13 protein-coding genes are annotated in these 14,679 nt (G+C 33.5%); 2 read left to right on the plus strand and 11 right to left on the minus strand.

Annotation, left to right across the window (positions count from 1 at the left end):
- Nucleotides 1-3 precede the first annotated feature (3 nt).
- Nucleotides 4-1,044: an agmatine deiminase family protein gene (locus RCH19_RS11075; protein WP_343023271.1), complete on the minus strand. Its 1,041-nt coding sequence runs from the start codon at nucleotides 1,042-1,044 to the stop codon at nucleotides 4-6.
- A 2-nt stretch (nucleotides 1,045-1,046) separates the two neighbouring features.
- Entirely contained in the window at nucleotides 1,047-1,934 is an 888-nt protein-coding gene (locus RCH19_RS11080) for a carbon-nitrogen hydrolase (protein ID WP_343023272.1), read from the minus strand.
- A 309-nt stretch (nucleotides 1,935-2,243) separates the two neighbouring features.
- On the opposite strand from RCH19_RS11080, the gene RCH19_RS11085 reads away from it, so the two are divergent.
- Nucleotides 2,244-2,525 carry a hypothetical protein gene (locus RCH19_RS11085; RefSeq protein WP_121925336.1) on the plus strand — a complete coding sequence of 94 codons (282 nt, stop codon included), beginning with the start codon at nucleotides 2,244-2,246 and terminating at the stop codon, nucleotides 2,523-2,525.
- A gap of 99 nt (nucleotides 2,526-2,624) precedes the next feature.
- Here RCH19_RS11085 and clpB read toward each other — a convergent pair whose 3' ends face one another.
- The gene (gene clpB / locus RCH19_RS11090) at nucleotides 2,625-5,228 is read right to left on the minus strand and encodes an ATP-dependent chaperone ClpB (RefSeq protein ID WP_343023273.1); all 2,604 of its coding nucleotides are present in this window, start codon (nucleotides 5,226-5,228) and stop codon (nucleotides 2,625-2,627) included.
- 145 nt (nucleotides 5,229-5,373) lie between these two features.
- On the opposite strand from clpB, the gene ytxJ reads away from it, so the two are divergent.
- A complete protein-coding gene (ytxJ, locus tag RCH19_RS11095; RefSeq protein WP_343023274.1) occupies nucleotides 5,374-5,763 on the plus strand; it encodes a bacillithiol system redox-active protein YtxJ in 390 nt (129 codons plus the stop codon).
- Nucleotides 5,764-5,824: 61 nt separating this feature from the next.
- Here the strand turns inward: ytxJ and RCH19_RS11100 are convergent, their stop codons facing one another.
- The 8 genes from RCH19_RS11100 to RCH19_RS11135 all read right to left on the minus strand — a co-directional run bounded on the left by RCH19_RS11100 (nucleotide 5,825) and on the right by RCH19_RS11135 (nucleotide 14,673).
- Nucleotides 5,825-6,988, minus strand: a complete 1,164-nt coding sequence (locus tag RCH19_RS11100; protein ID WP_343023275.1) for a hypothetical protein — start codon at nucleotides 6,986-6,988, stop codon at nucleotides 5,825-5,827.
- The gene (locus RCH19_RS11105; RefSeq protein WP_343023276.1) at nucleotides 6,985-7,974 is read right to left on the minus strand and encodes a DUF2157 domain-containing protein; all 990 of its coding nucleotides are present in this window, start codon (nucleotides 7,972-7,974) and stop codon (nucleotides 6,985-6,987) included. Before RCH19_RS11105 ends, RCH19_RS11100 begins: the two co-directional genes overlap by 4 nt.
- 91 nt (nucleotides 7,975-8,065) lie before the next feature.
- Nucleotides 8,066-9,346, minus strand: coding sequence for an argininosuccinate lyase (argH, locus tag RCH19_RS11110; protein WP_343023277.1), 1,281 nt, complete (start codon nucleotides 9,344-9,346; stop codon nucleotides 8,066-8,068).
- A 191-nt stretch (nucleotides 9,347-9,537) separates the two neighbouring features.
- The gene (locus tag RCH19_RS11115) at nucleotides 9,538-10,608 is read right to left on the minus strand and encodes a M20 family metallo-hydrolase (protein WP_343023278.1); all 1,071 of its coding nucleotides are present in this window, start codon (nucleotides 10,606-10,608) and stop codon (nucleotides 9,538-9,540) included.
- 99 nt (nucleotides 10,609-10,707) lie between these two features.
- Nucleotides 10,708-11,502, minus strand: coding sequence for an acetylglutamate kinase (gene argB, locus RCH19_RS11120; RefSeq protein WP_343023293.1), 795 nt, complete (start codon nucleotides 11,500-11,502; stop codon nucleotides 10,708-10,710).
- Nucleotides 11,503-11,585: 83 nt separating this feature from the next.
- Nucleotides 11,586-12,575: an N-acetylornithine carbamoyltransferase gene (locus tag RCH19_RS11125; RefSeq protein WP_343023279.1), complete on the minus strand. Its 990-nt coding sequence runs from the start codon at nucleotides 12,573-12,575 to the stop codon at nucleotides 11,586-11,588.
- Nucleotides 12,576-12,583: 8 nt separating this feature from the next.
- Nucleotides 12,584-13,345, minus strand: coding sequence for a glutamate 5-kinase (gene proB / locus RCH19_RS11130; RefSeq protein ID WP_343023280.1), 762 nt, complete (start codon nucleotides 13,343-13,345; stop codon nucleotides 12,584-12,586).
- A 131-nt stretch (nucleotides 13,346-13,476) separates the two neighbouring features.
- Nucleotides 13,477-14,673 carry a glutamate-5-semialdehyde dehydrogenase gene (locus RCH19_RS11135; protein WP_343023281.1) on the minus strand — a complete coding sequence of 399 codons (1,197 nt, stop codon included), beginning with the start codon at nucleotides 14,671-14,673 and terminating at the stop codon, nucleotides 13,477-13,479.
- Nucleotides 14,674-14,679: the final 6 nt, after the last annotated feature.

The following is a 14,679-nucleotide window of genomic DNA, read 5'->3' on the forward strand; positions in this document are numbered from 1 at the left end:
TCTTTATTCAGGAATTTGCTGGCTTAAGCAATGCAATGTTCCAAAACCCCATATAAAATCAGTACAACTAATACCAATGATTTCTCTATCAGGAAAACATTCAGATAGTATATTTAAAGCAACTCTATCATTTGAATCATTGAATGTAGGAACAAGTACTGAGTTATTTAAAATCAAGAAATTGGCGTAACTCGCTGGTAATCTCAATCCTTCGAAGTCTACACGTTTAGGCATAGGTAAAACTACAATTGTTGGAGATTTACCATCTTCAAGTTTAGCGTTCTGCAATCTTTTTAAATTATCTTGCAACGGTTTGTAATTGTGATCTTTTGGATCTGTTTCTACAATTGTAACAATGGTATCTTCATTAACAAAACGGCACAAGTCATCAATATGTCCGTGAGTATCATCACCTTCAACACCGTCGCCTAGCCAAATTACATTAGTAATACCAAGATATTCTTTAAATACTGCTTCGTAATCCTTTTTAGTGAAATTTGGATTACGTACTTGAATATTTGGATGCATTAAACATTCTTCTGATGTAAGTAATGTACCTCTTCCGTTGCTATCAATGGCTCCACCCTCTACAATTACCGGTTTTCCTTTATACATCACTTGCGTAACAGGAATGTTTAGAAATTCTCCTACTGTATTGGGAACATGTTTATCTAGCTGTATGTTTTTATACTTTGCCCAACCATTAAAATTAAAATTTAGTGCTTCTCTTTCAGTTCCGTTTTTTACGATAATCGGTCCCGAATCACGCATCCAACTTCTATTCGTTTTTTGAATAACATAAGAAACTTTGCTCAGATCAACGTGAGCAGTTTCAAGCAATACATTAACTTTTTCTTTTTGATTCTCATCAGCAACCATCAAAAATACTTCTTCGAACGTAGCTACTTTTTTGATAAATTCGACAAAAGCCCATTTAACAGCTTCGTATTTTCCTGGCCAATCGTTACCATTGTGAGGAAAGCAAAGTAAAACACCTTGTTGTTTTTCCCACTCCGCAGGAAATCTTCTATTAATTGTGCTCATAATTAATCTATTGCTCTTTTAGTAATATCCCCAAAAGCGTCAATTCTTCTGTCTCTAAAAAATGGCCAATTCTGACGAACATTTTCTTGTAGATCTAGATCAACTTCCGCGATAAGAATCTCTTCTTTATCGTGTGAGGCTTGCGCCAAAATTTCGCCTTGTGGTCCCGCAATAAACGAAGCACCCCAGAACTGAATTCCATCTGTATTTGGTAAATATTGCTCTAAACCAATTCTATTTGCAGCAGCAACATAAACACCGTTAGCAACAGCGTGTCCCTTCATAACATTCATCCAAGCTCCATATTGGTTTTCACCATATTGCTCTTTTTCTCCGGGATGCCATCCAATTGCTGTTGGATAAAATAAAACTTCAGCACCTTTAAGAGCTGTAATTCTTGCAGCTTCTGGATACCATTGATCCCAACAAATTAAAGTTCCAATTTTTCCTTTCTGAGTTGGTATTGATTTAAATCCTAAATCTCCAGGAGTAAAGTAAAATTTTTCGTAGAAATGAGGGTCATCTGGAATATGCATTTTTCTATATAATCCTGCTTCAGATCCATCAGTATCGATAATGTAGGCGCTATTATGATAGATTCCAGCCATTCTTTTTTCGAAGAAAGGCACAATAATAACTACTCCCAACTCTTTTGCTAATGCGCTGAACGCAATAAACGATGTGCTATACAATGGTTCTGCTAATGCAAAATTGTCTACGTCCTCACTTTGGCAGAAATAATGACTGCTGTAAAGTTCTGGCAACGAAATAACTTCGGCACCAAGTTTAGCTGCATCACGAACCCAACTTAAACATTTTTTTAAATTGTTTTCAGCAATATCGTTAAGGTTCAGTTGGATAACTGCTATTTTGTATTTCTTATTTGGCATGACTAAAAATTTAACAGCAAAAATAGTGAATTTAATAATGAGTAAAAAATAGGCATAGCTTTATTTAGTTTTTTAAGCTCAGTATTTGGAAGAAGATAGCCTGAAAAAAAAGTTAACAAAATTTATATTTTTTTCCTTTAAATAAGTAGCTTTACGGTAGAATTAAGCTAAATTATTCATTTGTTAAATTAATATAATATTGGCATTAAGAAAGGAAGTAAGCTTTAATTTTGTAGGTTATTATTGTGTAAAAAAAGCGATGATTTTTAAAATTGTCAGATAAAATAAAATTAATTAAAATATTAAATTATGACCGAAGATTTCATTTCCATAGATAAAGAAGATATCGCTCTTCTTAAATTTCCATCAACAGACGTTCTTGACGATGTTACCGAAATTAAAACCCGAATAGGTGAAATTAATAGAGCACTTTCTCTAGGTAATTTAGAGCATTCTAAAATCAAAATTTTCTTTGAAGATATTGAATCAAAAAAAGTAGTCGATACTACTGTGTGGGCGGTGACAGATAAAAATGTTTTATTGAAGCAGGGAGTAATGATCCCAATCCATAGAATTCATAAATTATTTTAGGAAGACATTATTACGTAAAATAAAAAAATCGCCAGACTTTCATCTGACGATTATGAAAAACTTTGCCAAAGCTCAGCGCTTTGGCAAATTTTTTTTTATTTAATTAACTAACTCAGTTTGATTTCTAAAAACTAGTTTTCCATCAAAAGCGTCTATTAAAACAATACTATCTGTAGTTATTTTTCCACCCAGAATTTCTTTCGAAAGTTCGTTAAGAACATCTCTCTGAATCACTCTCTTAACAGGTCGAGCTCCGAATTGCGGATCGTAACCTTTCTCACTCAAGTACGCAATCGCTTCCGGCGTTGCATCCATAGTAATTCCCTGTAGTGCTAACATTTTAGTAACACTTTTCAATTGTAAGCCAACAATCTTTGCAATGTTCTCCGTAGTTAACGGCGTGAACATTACGATTTCATCTATACGATTGATAAATTCTGGTCGAACGGTCTGTTTCAATAATGCTAAAACTTCCACCTTTGCAGCTTCGGTCGCAGCTTCTACACCGCCTTTCAAATTTTCAAATTTCTCTTGAATAATTTGGCTTCCCATATTAGAAGTCATTATAATTATTGTGTTTTTAAAATCTGCTAATCTTCCTTTGTTATCAGTTAAACGTCCTTCATCTAAAACTTGCAATAAGATGTTAAAAGTATCAGGGTGCGCTTTTTCAATTTCATCTAATAAAATAACAGAGTACGGTTTTCTGCGCACGGCCTCAGTTAATTGTCCACCTTCATCATAACCAACATATCCCGGAGGCGCACCAACTAAACGGCTTACGCTGTGACGTTCCTGATATTCACTCATATCAATTCGGGTCATTGCATTTTCATCGTCAAATAAATATTCGGCTAGTGCTTTTGCCAATTCGGTTTTTCCAACTCCAGTTGTTCCCAAGAAAAGGAAAGTTCCCACAGGTTTTTTCATATCTTGAAGTCCAGCGCGACTTCTGCGAACTGCATCACTTACTGCTTCAATAGCTTCTTCTTGACCTACAACTCTTTGATGTAATTCATCTTCTAGTTTTAGTAGTTTTTCACGTTCCCCTTGAAGCATTTTCATAACTGGAATACCAGTCCATTTCGCTACCACTTCAGCAATATCCTCACGAGTCACTTCCTCTTTTATCAATGAAGTTCCAGATTGATTTTCTTGTAATTCCTTAACTAATATGTCTAACCGCTCTTGTGCCTCTTTTATTTTTCCGTAACGAATTTCAGCTACTTTTCCATAATCACCATCACGTTCTGCGCGTTCTGCTTCATATTTAAAGTCTTCAATTTCTGTTTTTACCGCTTGAATATTATCAACTACATCTTTTTCAGATTTCCATTTAGCGTAGATTTCGTTGCGATCTTCTTTCAGGTTTGCTAAATCCATTCCTAAAATCTTAAGCTTACTTTCGTCTTTTTCACGTTTAATCGCTTCAATTTCGATTTCTAATTGCATTACTTTTCGATCCAAAACATCCAATTCTTCAGGTTTTGAATTGATTTCCATACGAAGTTTTGAAGCGGCTTCGTCCATCAAGTCAATCGCTTTGTCTGGAAGAAAACGATTCGTTATATACCTTTGCGATAGTTCTACAGCAGCAATAATAGCGTCATCTTTAATTTGCACTTTATGATGCGTTTCGTATTTTTCTTTAATTCCACGCAAAATAGAAATAGCACTTTCAGTGTCTGGTTCTTCCACAATTATTTTTTGGAAACGTCTTTCAAGAGCTTTATCTTTTTCAAAATATTTTTGATATTCGTCTAATGTTGTTGCTCCAATAGCACGAAGTTCACCACGAGCTAAAGCAGGTTTTAGAATATTAGCAGCATCCATTGCACCTTCGCCACCACCAGCTCCAACTAATGTATGAATTTCATCAATAAATAATACGATGTCACCTTCTGAAGAAGTTACCTCTTTTACAACGGCTTTTAATCGTTCTTCAAATTCTCCTTTAAATTTAGCACCAGCAATAAGTGCTCCCATATCAAGAGAATAAACGATTTTATCCTTTAAATTATCAGGTACATCGCCATCAACAATTCTATGTGCTAAACCTTCAGCAATAGCAGTTTTTCCTACTCCAGGTTCTCCCACTAACATAGGGTTGTTCTTAGTTCTACGCGTCAAAATTTGCAAAACACGACGTATTTCTTCATCACGTCCAATAACTGGATCAAGTTTACCATTGCGCGCTAATTCATTTAGATTTTTGGCGTATTTATTTAAAGAATTGTAAGTTTCCTCAGCCGATGCAGAAGTCACTCTTTCACCTTTTCGCAATTCTTGGATAGCGGCTTTCAAACCTTTTCCAGTAACTCCTTGGTCTTTTAATATTTGTGCCGCTTTTGTTTTCGAATCAAAAATTGCTAAAACTAAGTGTTCAATAGAAACGAATTCATCATTCATTTTCTGAGCAATAATTTCAGCATCATTTAAGGTTGTGTTTGCAGTGCGTGAAAGCATTATTTCACCACCTGAAACTTTTGGAAAACTTTGAATAGTACTTTCTAATATTTGAATAAACAGTGGCACATTAACATTCAGCTTTTTTAATAAAAAAGGAGCAACATTTTCATCGACTTCAAAGATTGCCTTAAAAATATGTTCATTTTCTATTTGTTGTTGGCCGTGACTTTGAGCCAATTGTTGTGAAAGCTGAATGGCTTCCTGAGATTTTATTGTGAATTTATTTATGTTCATGATTTTACAGAGTTTAATTGTTATTTTACTAACTTTGAATTTTAGTATTCAATTTATATTCCATCACAAAAATACGGACAAATTGACAGAATTTTCATGATTATTATCATGTTTAAATGTCAAACTGTCTTAAAATAAGACAATTATGAGTTTTTTTAAAAACATTTTTAGCAGTTCAGACGACAGTGGAGCAAAAGAAAGCAAAATTGATTGGATCGAACTTAATGATTTAGGTCAGTTAAATGAAATTAGTTCAATATCAGCTGAAAAGCCGGTTGCGATTTTTAAACACAGCACCCGTTGTAGTATCAGTAGGATGGCACTGAAACAGTTTGAAAACGAGTTTAATAGCTCAGATAAAGTTACTCTTTATTTTTTAGACTTAATTTCGCATCGCGATGTTTCTAATGAAATTGCAAATCGTTTTGGTGTAGCACATCAATCGCCTCAATTAATTTTAATTAAAGATGGCAAAGCTGTTTACAATGTTTCACATAACGAGATAGACGCTGAAGCATTAGCAACTAAACTTTAAGTATCATAATGCTCAAATCCACAATGTTAATATTTGTATTGACTTTGTGGATTTTTTGTTTTTAGTAGCCTCCAGTAGAACCTCCACCACTAAATCCTCCACCTCCAAATTCCATAGGAGAGTCTATTGTCGTCTCTGGCTTTAAGCCAAATTGAGAAGTTAGAATTAAAGCTTCAGTGTGAAGAAAGTCACTTGAATTGATAAATCGATCCGGTTGAAATGTTATGCCTTCTTTTTTATCTTTTAACTTTTTAATGCTAAAATATGCTATTGCGAAAAGAAGTAATCCTGCTGTAATTAAATATATTTCCCCTGCTACTTCTAAAAAGTAAAAGTCTACTGTATATAATGCAAAAACAAAGCACAAGAAACCAATCCACACTAATGCGCGATCAAGTAGTTTTACACCATAAAATATATACGTAGTGGGAACTATAAAAGTGAAAGCGTAGAAAAACCAGGCAAATGAAATATCAGAGTTAGTTGGAATTTCGCTTCCTAACAATTCTACTGAAAGTTCACGAACTATTAAATAATTTCCAGAGAAGTAAAATAAAATAAGACCAAAATATTTTACTAAAAGTATTCCTTTTTGATAAAACGGGAATTGTAAATTTATGGCAATTTTATCGCAGATGAAATAAAGCCCTATTCCGTAAATCATTAAAACAAACGGTAAAATACTTTTACCAATGACTCCTATCTCAAATAAACTGAAGGCAATAGTGGCTGTGCTTGCAGTACAAAAAATCACAACTGACGCTCGATTTATATATCTCAAATACGTTAGTACAGAAACGATTGTGGCAAATAACGCTATGATCATTTCGTAACCATCAGTGACTGTTGCTATCGCTCCTGCTAAAAGTAATTGAGCACCGATGAGAAAGCTATCGTCTAGTCCTTGTTCAGAGTAATTTTGTTTTGCAAAAAACTCGGCTCCAGCAAAACCAACAGCCGCGAAAATAAAAAGAAACACTTCAAAACTATCATCTATAAAAGATAATCCCAAAAGTGAAATAAATCCGCAAATAGAAGAATATAAGAGAATTCCTAAAAACGCAAACCCAAGACGGAGCAAAATGTTTTTCTGTTTTTTAGGTGTGGGATGTGATTTCTGAACAATCTTAAATTGTTCTTCTGATATAAATCTAGCTTTATAAAGCGCGTGCGCTTCCTCAACTAACAGCTGATTTTCTACTTTTATTTTTTCTAATGCTATCATTTTTTAATTTCGGAATTAAATTTTTTAATCATCATTATAAACAGAATAATCGCTCCAATGAAATAAAATGGACTAAGGACCAAAATGAATTCAAAAATATCCGTCAAATTCATATAGTCAATAATTTTAAATAGCGTAATATTTAAGCCTATAAAGCCATAAAGAACTGCGAAAATAAATAAAGAAATAGACCTGATTTTGTAACTAGATATGTAGAAAAAATAGGTTGATAATCCCAAAATTACAGAAAATACTAAATAGTAATCGCTATCAATAATATTATTAATGCATGAAATACTAATAAGATGAAGTGCAAAAGTTAAAAATATTAATGCAAAATGTGTTTTGAGTTTGATTATAGAACTATAATAATTCCACAAAATTAATACTACACCTAACCCAATGGCAGCGTAACTTAGAGAATCTGTATTATAGATTTCATTTTGCAAAAGGGATTGTGGTGAAACAGTTAATCCTATGTAAGCAGCTAATCCTGTGATTGCGATGGAAAGTACGTTCTTGTTATCAAAATAATAACCTGAAAACAATCCTATTGTAGTTGGGATTATTGTTGCTAGACCGTAATGAGTTCCAAAAGTATTGAATTGAATTTGTAAATAACCTATTAATATACAAGTGAGTAAATTAGCAGTAAGGACAATATATTCCATTACCGGACTTTCAAAATACGTCTGACTTTTATTAAATGCGGGAGCTCTTTTGAAACTAAAGTAATAACACACTACAGTAACAATTGAAATTAATGAAATGATTATGGAATGCCCAATTGTATCAATATTTTGATAAATTAAAATTCCAATTCCAGAAGTGAACAATAGTACAGATAAGTAAAGAAAAATTTTTAATTCTGCATTTAAGGAAAATATATTTAAGCTTCTATAGCTTACAATTTGTTCATGTTGCTCTTCTGTAATTAACTGTTTATCAAAAAGAGTTTGGGTAGCCCTTTGATGAATATTTTCCATTTAGCTTAGATTAGTAAACCAAATGTAAGTAAATTATAGATTAAAAAAGCGCATTAAGAATCTCAATGCGCTCTAATGTATTTAGAAACGATTAATAAGCACTTTTCATTTTTTCTTTAATTTCATTCAAACATAAATTATTAATACTACCTTCATGAGTGTGCTTAGTTTCTTTTGGTGATTGAAATGTACCATTTTCCAATTGTTCTGCAACAGCTTTATAAGCATCTCTAAAAGGCATTCCAGCAACAACCATCTCATTTAAAGAATCCACTGTAAACAAATAATCGTATTTTTTATCGTTTAAAATACCTTCTTTAACTGTAATGTCTTTTATCGAAAATATAGCAATATCCAAACAAGCTTTTAAATTTTGAATGGCTGGAAATAATCCTTCTTTCAATAGTTGTAAATCTCTGTGATAGCCACTTGGAAGATTATTCGTGATCAAAGTAATTTCGTATGGCAAAGCTTGAATTTTGTTGCATTTTCCGCGAATCAATTCAAAAACATCTGGGTTTTTCTTGTGAGGCATTATGCTCGAACCCGTTGTAAGATGAGCTGGTAGGCTGATAAAATCAAAATTCTGACTCATATACAAACACACATCCATAGAGAATTTGGCCAAAGTTGCTGCAACACTGCTCATAGCAAATGCAACCGTTTTCTCTGACTTTCCTCGGCTCATTTGAGCCGCAACAGAATTGTATTTGAGGGTTTCGAAACCTAATTCTTTAGTTGTGAACGTTCTATCAATAGGGAAGGAGCTTCCATATCCCGCAGCGGAACCTAATGGATTTTGGTCCACGATTTTCAGTGCTGCGTTTAACATTGTAATATCATCAATCAAAGTTTCAGCATAAGCGGAAAACCACATTCCAAAAGATGATGGCATTGCAATTTGTAAATGCGTATATCCTGGTAATAAAACATTCTGATGTTTCTCTGCTAATTGCATCAGTATATCAAAAAGCGTTTTTACCTGGCTTTTAAATTCTTTTACAACGTCTTTTAGATATAAATTCACGTCAACTAAAACTTGATCATTACGTGAACGAGCCGTGTGAATTTTTTTTCCAGCATCGCCTAGTTTTGCCGTCAGCAAATATTCGATTTTAGAATGTACGTCTTCAAAGCTATCTTCTATTTCGAAATTGCCATTCTCCACATCTATTATAATATCCTCTAAAGCTAAAACTAAAGAAAGTGTTTCTGATTCTGTTAAAAGACCAATTTGTCCCAACATTTTAGCATGTGCAATAGAACCTAATGAATCATATCTAGCTAGAACTAAATCTAATTCTCTATCGTTTCCAACAGTGAACTGCTCGATTTGTTTATCTGTTGGTATTCCTTTTTCCCAAAGTTTCATAGTTGTATTTTTATTGTTCCGCAAAGATACTCGGAGATTACTCAGAGATTCGCGAAGTTTTTATTTTTTGAATTGCTCGAATTTCTAGAATAGTTGGAATTCTCTTAATTTCCTATACTTCCTAGCCCCGACAGTAGCGGCATCCTTTGCTTGCCGTCTTTAGGCAAGGAAAGATACAGCGGATTGCGGGATTAGCTCCTAAAGAAATCCTCCAATATTTTAATATACAATTGAATACCTTCCTCAATTTCGCTAATATAGATAAATTCGTCAGCTGAATGTGAACGCAGTGTTTCGCCAGGTCCTAGTTTTAAAGATTTGCAACTTAAAACCGATTGATCTGAAAGGGTAGGTGAGCCGTAGGTTGTTCTTCCTAAAGCGATTCCTGCTTTTACTAAGCCATGATTTAATGGAATTGAAGAAGCGTTTAAGTGCATAGAACGTGGATTTACTTCAGCGTTTACATGCTTTATTACTATTTCTAAAATTTCGGAATTATTATAGCAATCATTAACTCTTATATCGATCACTAAATCGCATTGTGATGGTACTACATTGTGTTGTTTTCCAGCATTAATAGCGGTTACGGTCATTTTTACAGGACCTAAAACATCAGATATTTTCTCGAATTTAAAGCTGTTGAACCATTCAATTACGGGAATTGCATTGTAGATAGGATTGTCTAGATTATTGTGAGCTGCGTGACTTGCAGTTCCTTTTACAATAATATCTAGAACTAGTAATCCTTTTTCGGCCACAGCTAATTGCATCAATGTTGGTTCTCCCACAATGGCACAGTCGAGTTCTGGTAAATGTTTTAAAACACTATTTAAACCCTTTTTTCCGCTACTTTCTTCTTCCGCGGAAGCTACTATAACAATATTATAACTAAGGTTTTCATTTGAATAGAAATGGACAAAAGTCGCTAGTAAAGAAACCAAACAGCCGCCAGCATCATTACTTCCTAGGCCAAATAGTTTTCCGTTTTCAACGAATGCTTTAAAAGGATCATTAGTATAACCTTGATTTGGTTTTACCGTATCATGATGCGAATTTAGTAAGAGCGTAGGTTTGTTTTTATCAAAATGCTTATTGAAAGCCCAAACATTATTATTTTCTCTTTCGAAAGGAATATCATTTTGTGTGAACCAATTTTCGATTAAAATGGCCGTTTGATCCTCTTCACTTGAAAAGGAAGGTGTTTCAATTAGCGATTTTAATAATGCAATAGCTTCTTGCGTTAGGATCTCTATACTTTTCATATTTTATTATTTTGCCATAAAGGCGATATTTTTGCCACGAAATAACAAGGGCGCAAAACTTTAAATCTTTGTAAAATTGTAAAAACCGTGTCTACTATTTTATAATTCTATAGTCGTACAAATTGTATTTTCATTATTCAGCATCTTGTGATGACCAATTTTTATTTTCTGAACTCCTTTGGTTAAGCTGTTGAAACAGTTATCCAGTTTTGGAATCATCCCTGAATGTATTACTTTATCATTTTTTAATTTCGAATATAATTCTTTATTCATCACTTCAATAACTGAAGAATCGTCATCCGAATCATATAGAACTCCGGGTTTTTCGAAACAATAATTTAAAGTAACTTCATATCTGTTTGATAAAGCAATGGCTAATTCACTCGCAATCGTATCGGCATTTGTGTTTAATAATTGACCTTTTCCATCATGTGTTATCGCACAAAAAACAGGAATGATTCCATTAGAAAGCAAACTACTTAATAATTCACCATTCACATATTTGACATCACCCACAAAACCGTAATCGATTGTTGGATGGTTTCTTTTTTCAGATTGAATCAAATTACCATCAGCGCCAGAAAATCCAATTGCATTACAATGATTAGCTTGTAATTGAGCAACGATATTTTTATTGATTTGTCCTGCATAAATCATCACAGCAACATCGAGCATTGGCGCATCCGTAATTCGTCTACCATCAATCATTTGCGGAGTAAAACCTATACTTTCTGCCATTTTAGTAGCTGATTTTCCACCACCATGCACAAGAACTTTGTAACCTTCAATTTTAGAAAAGTCAGCTAAGAATTGTGCTAATTCTACTGGATTGTCGATAATGTTGCCGCCAATTTTAATTATCCTCACCCCTCCTGGAGTTTTGGGACTCTCCATTGCTTCGTTCCTCGCAAAAACAGGAGAGGGAGTTGGGTCTTGAATATTGGAGGTTTGTGATTGTATAGTCATAGTACAATTTCTTATTTTGCTGATTTACTTTTAAAAAGCCCCTCCTTCGGAGGGGTTGGGGAGGATTTTAATATTTTTTGCAACACTAACTGTGCTGCATAAGTCCTATTATTAGCTTGTTCAATCACAATTGAATTTTCGCTGTCTAGTACTTCATCTGTTACAATTACATTTCTCCTTACCGGTAAACAATGCATGAATTTAGCATTATTAGTTAGTTTCATTTTTTCAGCAGTTACAGTCCAATTTGAGTCTGAATTTGTGATTTTACCATATTCGTTGTAGTTACTCCAGTTTTTGGTGTAGATAAAATCAGCATTTTCAAAGGCTTTATTTTGGTCATATTCAATCGTAGAATGTTTTGTGATTTCAGAGTTGAGTTCGTATCCTTCAGGATGAGTTATTACAAATTCAGCATCTTGTAACTGCATCATTTCAACGAAAGAATTAGCGACAGCTTGTGGCAATGCTTTTGGATGCGGAGCCCACGAAAGAACTACTTTAGGTCTGTGCTTTGTTTTGTATTCAGCCATTGTGATTGCATCTGCTAATGACTGTAATGGATGTCCTGTTGCACTTTCCATATTAACAATAGGAACAGTAGCGTGTTTTAAGAAACCGCTAAGAACTATTTCTGCATTGTCTTTTTCTTTGTCAATTAAACCTGCAAAAGCTCTAATTGCAATGATATCGCAATATTGAGACACAACTGCTGCAGCTTCTTTAATATGTTCAGATGAGCCCGAGTTCATAACGGCGCCATCTTCAAATTCAAGTGTCCAACCTTCGGTAGTAAAATTCATAACCATCACGTTCATTCCTAAATTTAATGCTGCTTTTTGAGTGCTCAAACGCGTTCTTAAACTAGAATTAAAAAACAACATTCCTAAGGTTTTGTTCTTACCTAGTTTTTTGTTTTTTAAAGGTTTTTTCTTAATTTTTAATGCTTGTTTGACCCACTTTTCAAGCAAATCTATATTTTGTATTGAGATGTAGTTCATTTTAGTATTTATATGATTTTTGTAAATGGAATTTCGTTTTTCAAAGCTTTCAGTATAAAATTATCTTCCAGTCCATTAATAATCCAAGTTTCAATATTAGCTGCTTTTGCGATAGCAGTGGCTTCAATTTTTGATTGCATTCCGCCAGTTCCGTGAGATGATTTAGAATCTCCTATTTCTTTTTCCATCAATTGCAAATCAGTAACCAATGGAATTGTTTCTGGATTAGCATTGTTGATTGATGATTTTCTGTAAATCCCGTTTGTATTGGTTGCTATGATTAAAATATCAGCTTTTAATAGAACTGCTGTTAGTGCCGCTAATTTATCATTATCACCAAAGCGAATTTCGTCGGTTGCCACAGTATCGTTTTCGTTAATGATTGGGATATAATTATTCTTAACTAGCACATTAATCGTGTTGACAATATTAACTTTAGATTGCTCTTTTTCAAAATCAGAATAAGATAGCAAGCACTGCGAAATCAATAATCCTAAATCGCTAAAGCTTTCATGATAAATCCGCATTAAATGGGGCTGACCAATCGAAGCTAATGCCTGTTTTACAAAAACATCTTTATCCTGATTTTCAAGTTTTACAAATTGTTTGGCTGCTGCAATTGCTCCAGAACTCACAATTATAAATTCATAATCTTCTTGTAATTCAGCTATTTGTACTCCGATATCTTCAATTTTTCCTCTCGAAATATGATTGGTTTCCTTAGTTAAAGTATTACTTCCTAACTTTAATAATATTCTTTTCTTAGCCATAATTGTTTAACCACAAAGGGCACAAAGTTTAATTTATCCTTTATTAACGCAAAAGTCACAAAGCTTTTTTAAATTCTTATATAGTAGTTGAGAATGTTTAAAATTGAACAATAATAACTGTTCATTGACTACTATCGTATTTGCCCATCTCCGTAAACATACCATTTATTAGTAACCAAATGTTGTAATCCAATTGGTCCCCGCTGGTGTAATTTATCAGTACTAATTGCTAATTCGCCTCCAAGACCAAACTGTCCTCCATCTGTAAATCGGGTAGAGGCGTTTTGATAAACTGCTGCAGTATCGACATTATCCATAAAATTTTGAGCAACAGCATCGTTTTTAGTTATAATTGAGGCCGAATGTCCGCCACAATATTTATTAATTTTATCAATAGCCTCTTGATCAGAATTTGTGGTTCCAATTACAATTTTATAATCTAAAAACTCTTCGTGCCAAATTAAATCGGATTTAATTTGGGGAACATTCGATATTTTAGAAATGTTTTCATCTCCTAAAACAATCACATTTTTGTGTTGTAATTCGGCTATTATTTGTTTTGCAAAGACTTCCCAATTAGGTAAATTAGTATCAATTAATACTTTATCTAAAGCGTTGCAAACTGATATGTTTGAGGTTTTTCCGTTTATTATAATAGCGAGTGCTTGGTCTAAATCAGCTTCAGCATTTACATAAACAAAATTATTTCCTCGACCACTTATGATTACGGGACAGGTAGCGTGTTTTTTTACAAACGCAATTAATTTTTCGCCACCACGAGGAATAATTAAATCTACTTTCTGCGTTGGTTTTTCTAAAAAAGCCTGCGTTTCTTCGCGATTATAATTCAAATACTCTACCCATTCTGCTGAAATATTGTTTTCCTTTAAAGCTTGGTGCCATAATTCGACAATTTTCAAATTCGATAGTAAAGATTCTTTTCCGCCTTTTAGTAAAATTTTGTTGCCTGATTTAAAAGCAATTCCGCCTGCTTCAACTGTAACGTCTGGTCTAGATTCATAAATTATCAGTATTGTTCCAAAAGCAGCCGTTTTATTGATGATTTTCATACCATTAGCATGATCAAAATTAAAACGTTCGACACCAATAGGATCATCTTGACTCGCTAATTGCTGAAGCGATAAAATCATTCCGTCAATTTTAGCATCATCAACTAACAAGCGTTTTTCCATCGCCAAATCATCACCAGAATAATTATTGATATCCTGTTGATTGATGGTTTTAATATTGGTTCTTTCTTGTTCTAAAAGTTCCGCCATTCTGCTTAAAACCGAATCTCGCTTTTCTATTGATAGTAAATGGTTCATAATTGT

It is taken from the genome of Flavobacterium sp. PL12 (genome assembly GCF_039123485.1).
GTDB classification, from domain to species: Bacteria; Bacteroidota; Bacteroidia; order Flavobacteriales; family Flavobacteriaceae; genus Flavobacterium; species Flavobacterium weaverense.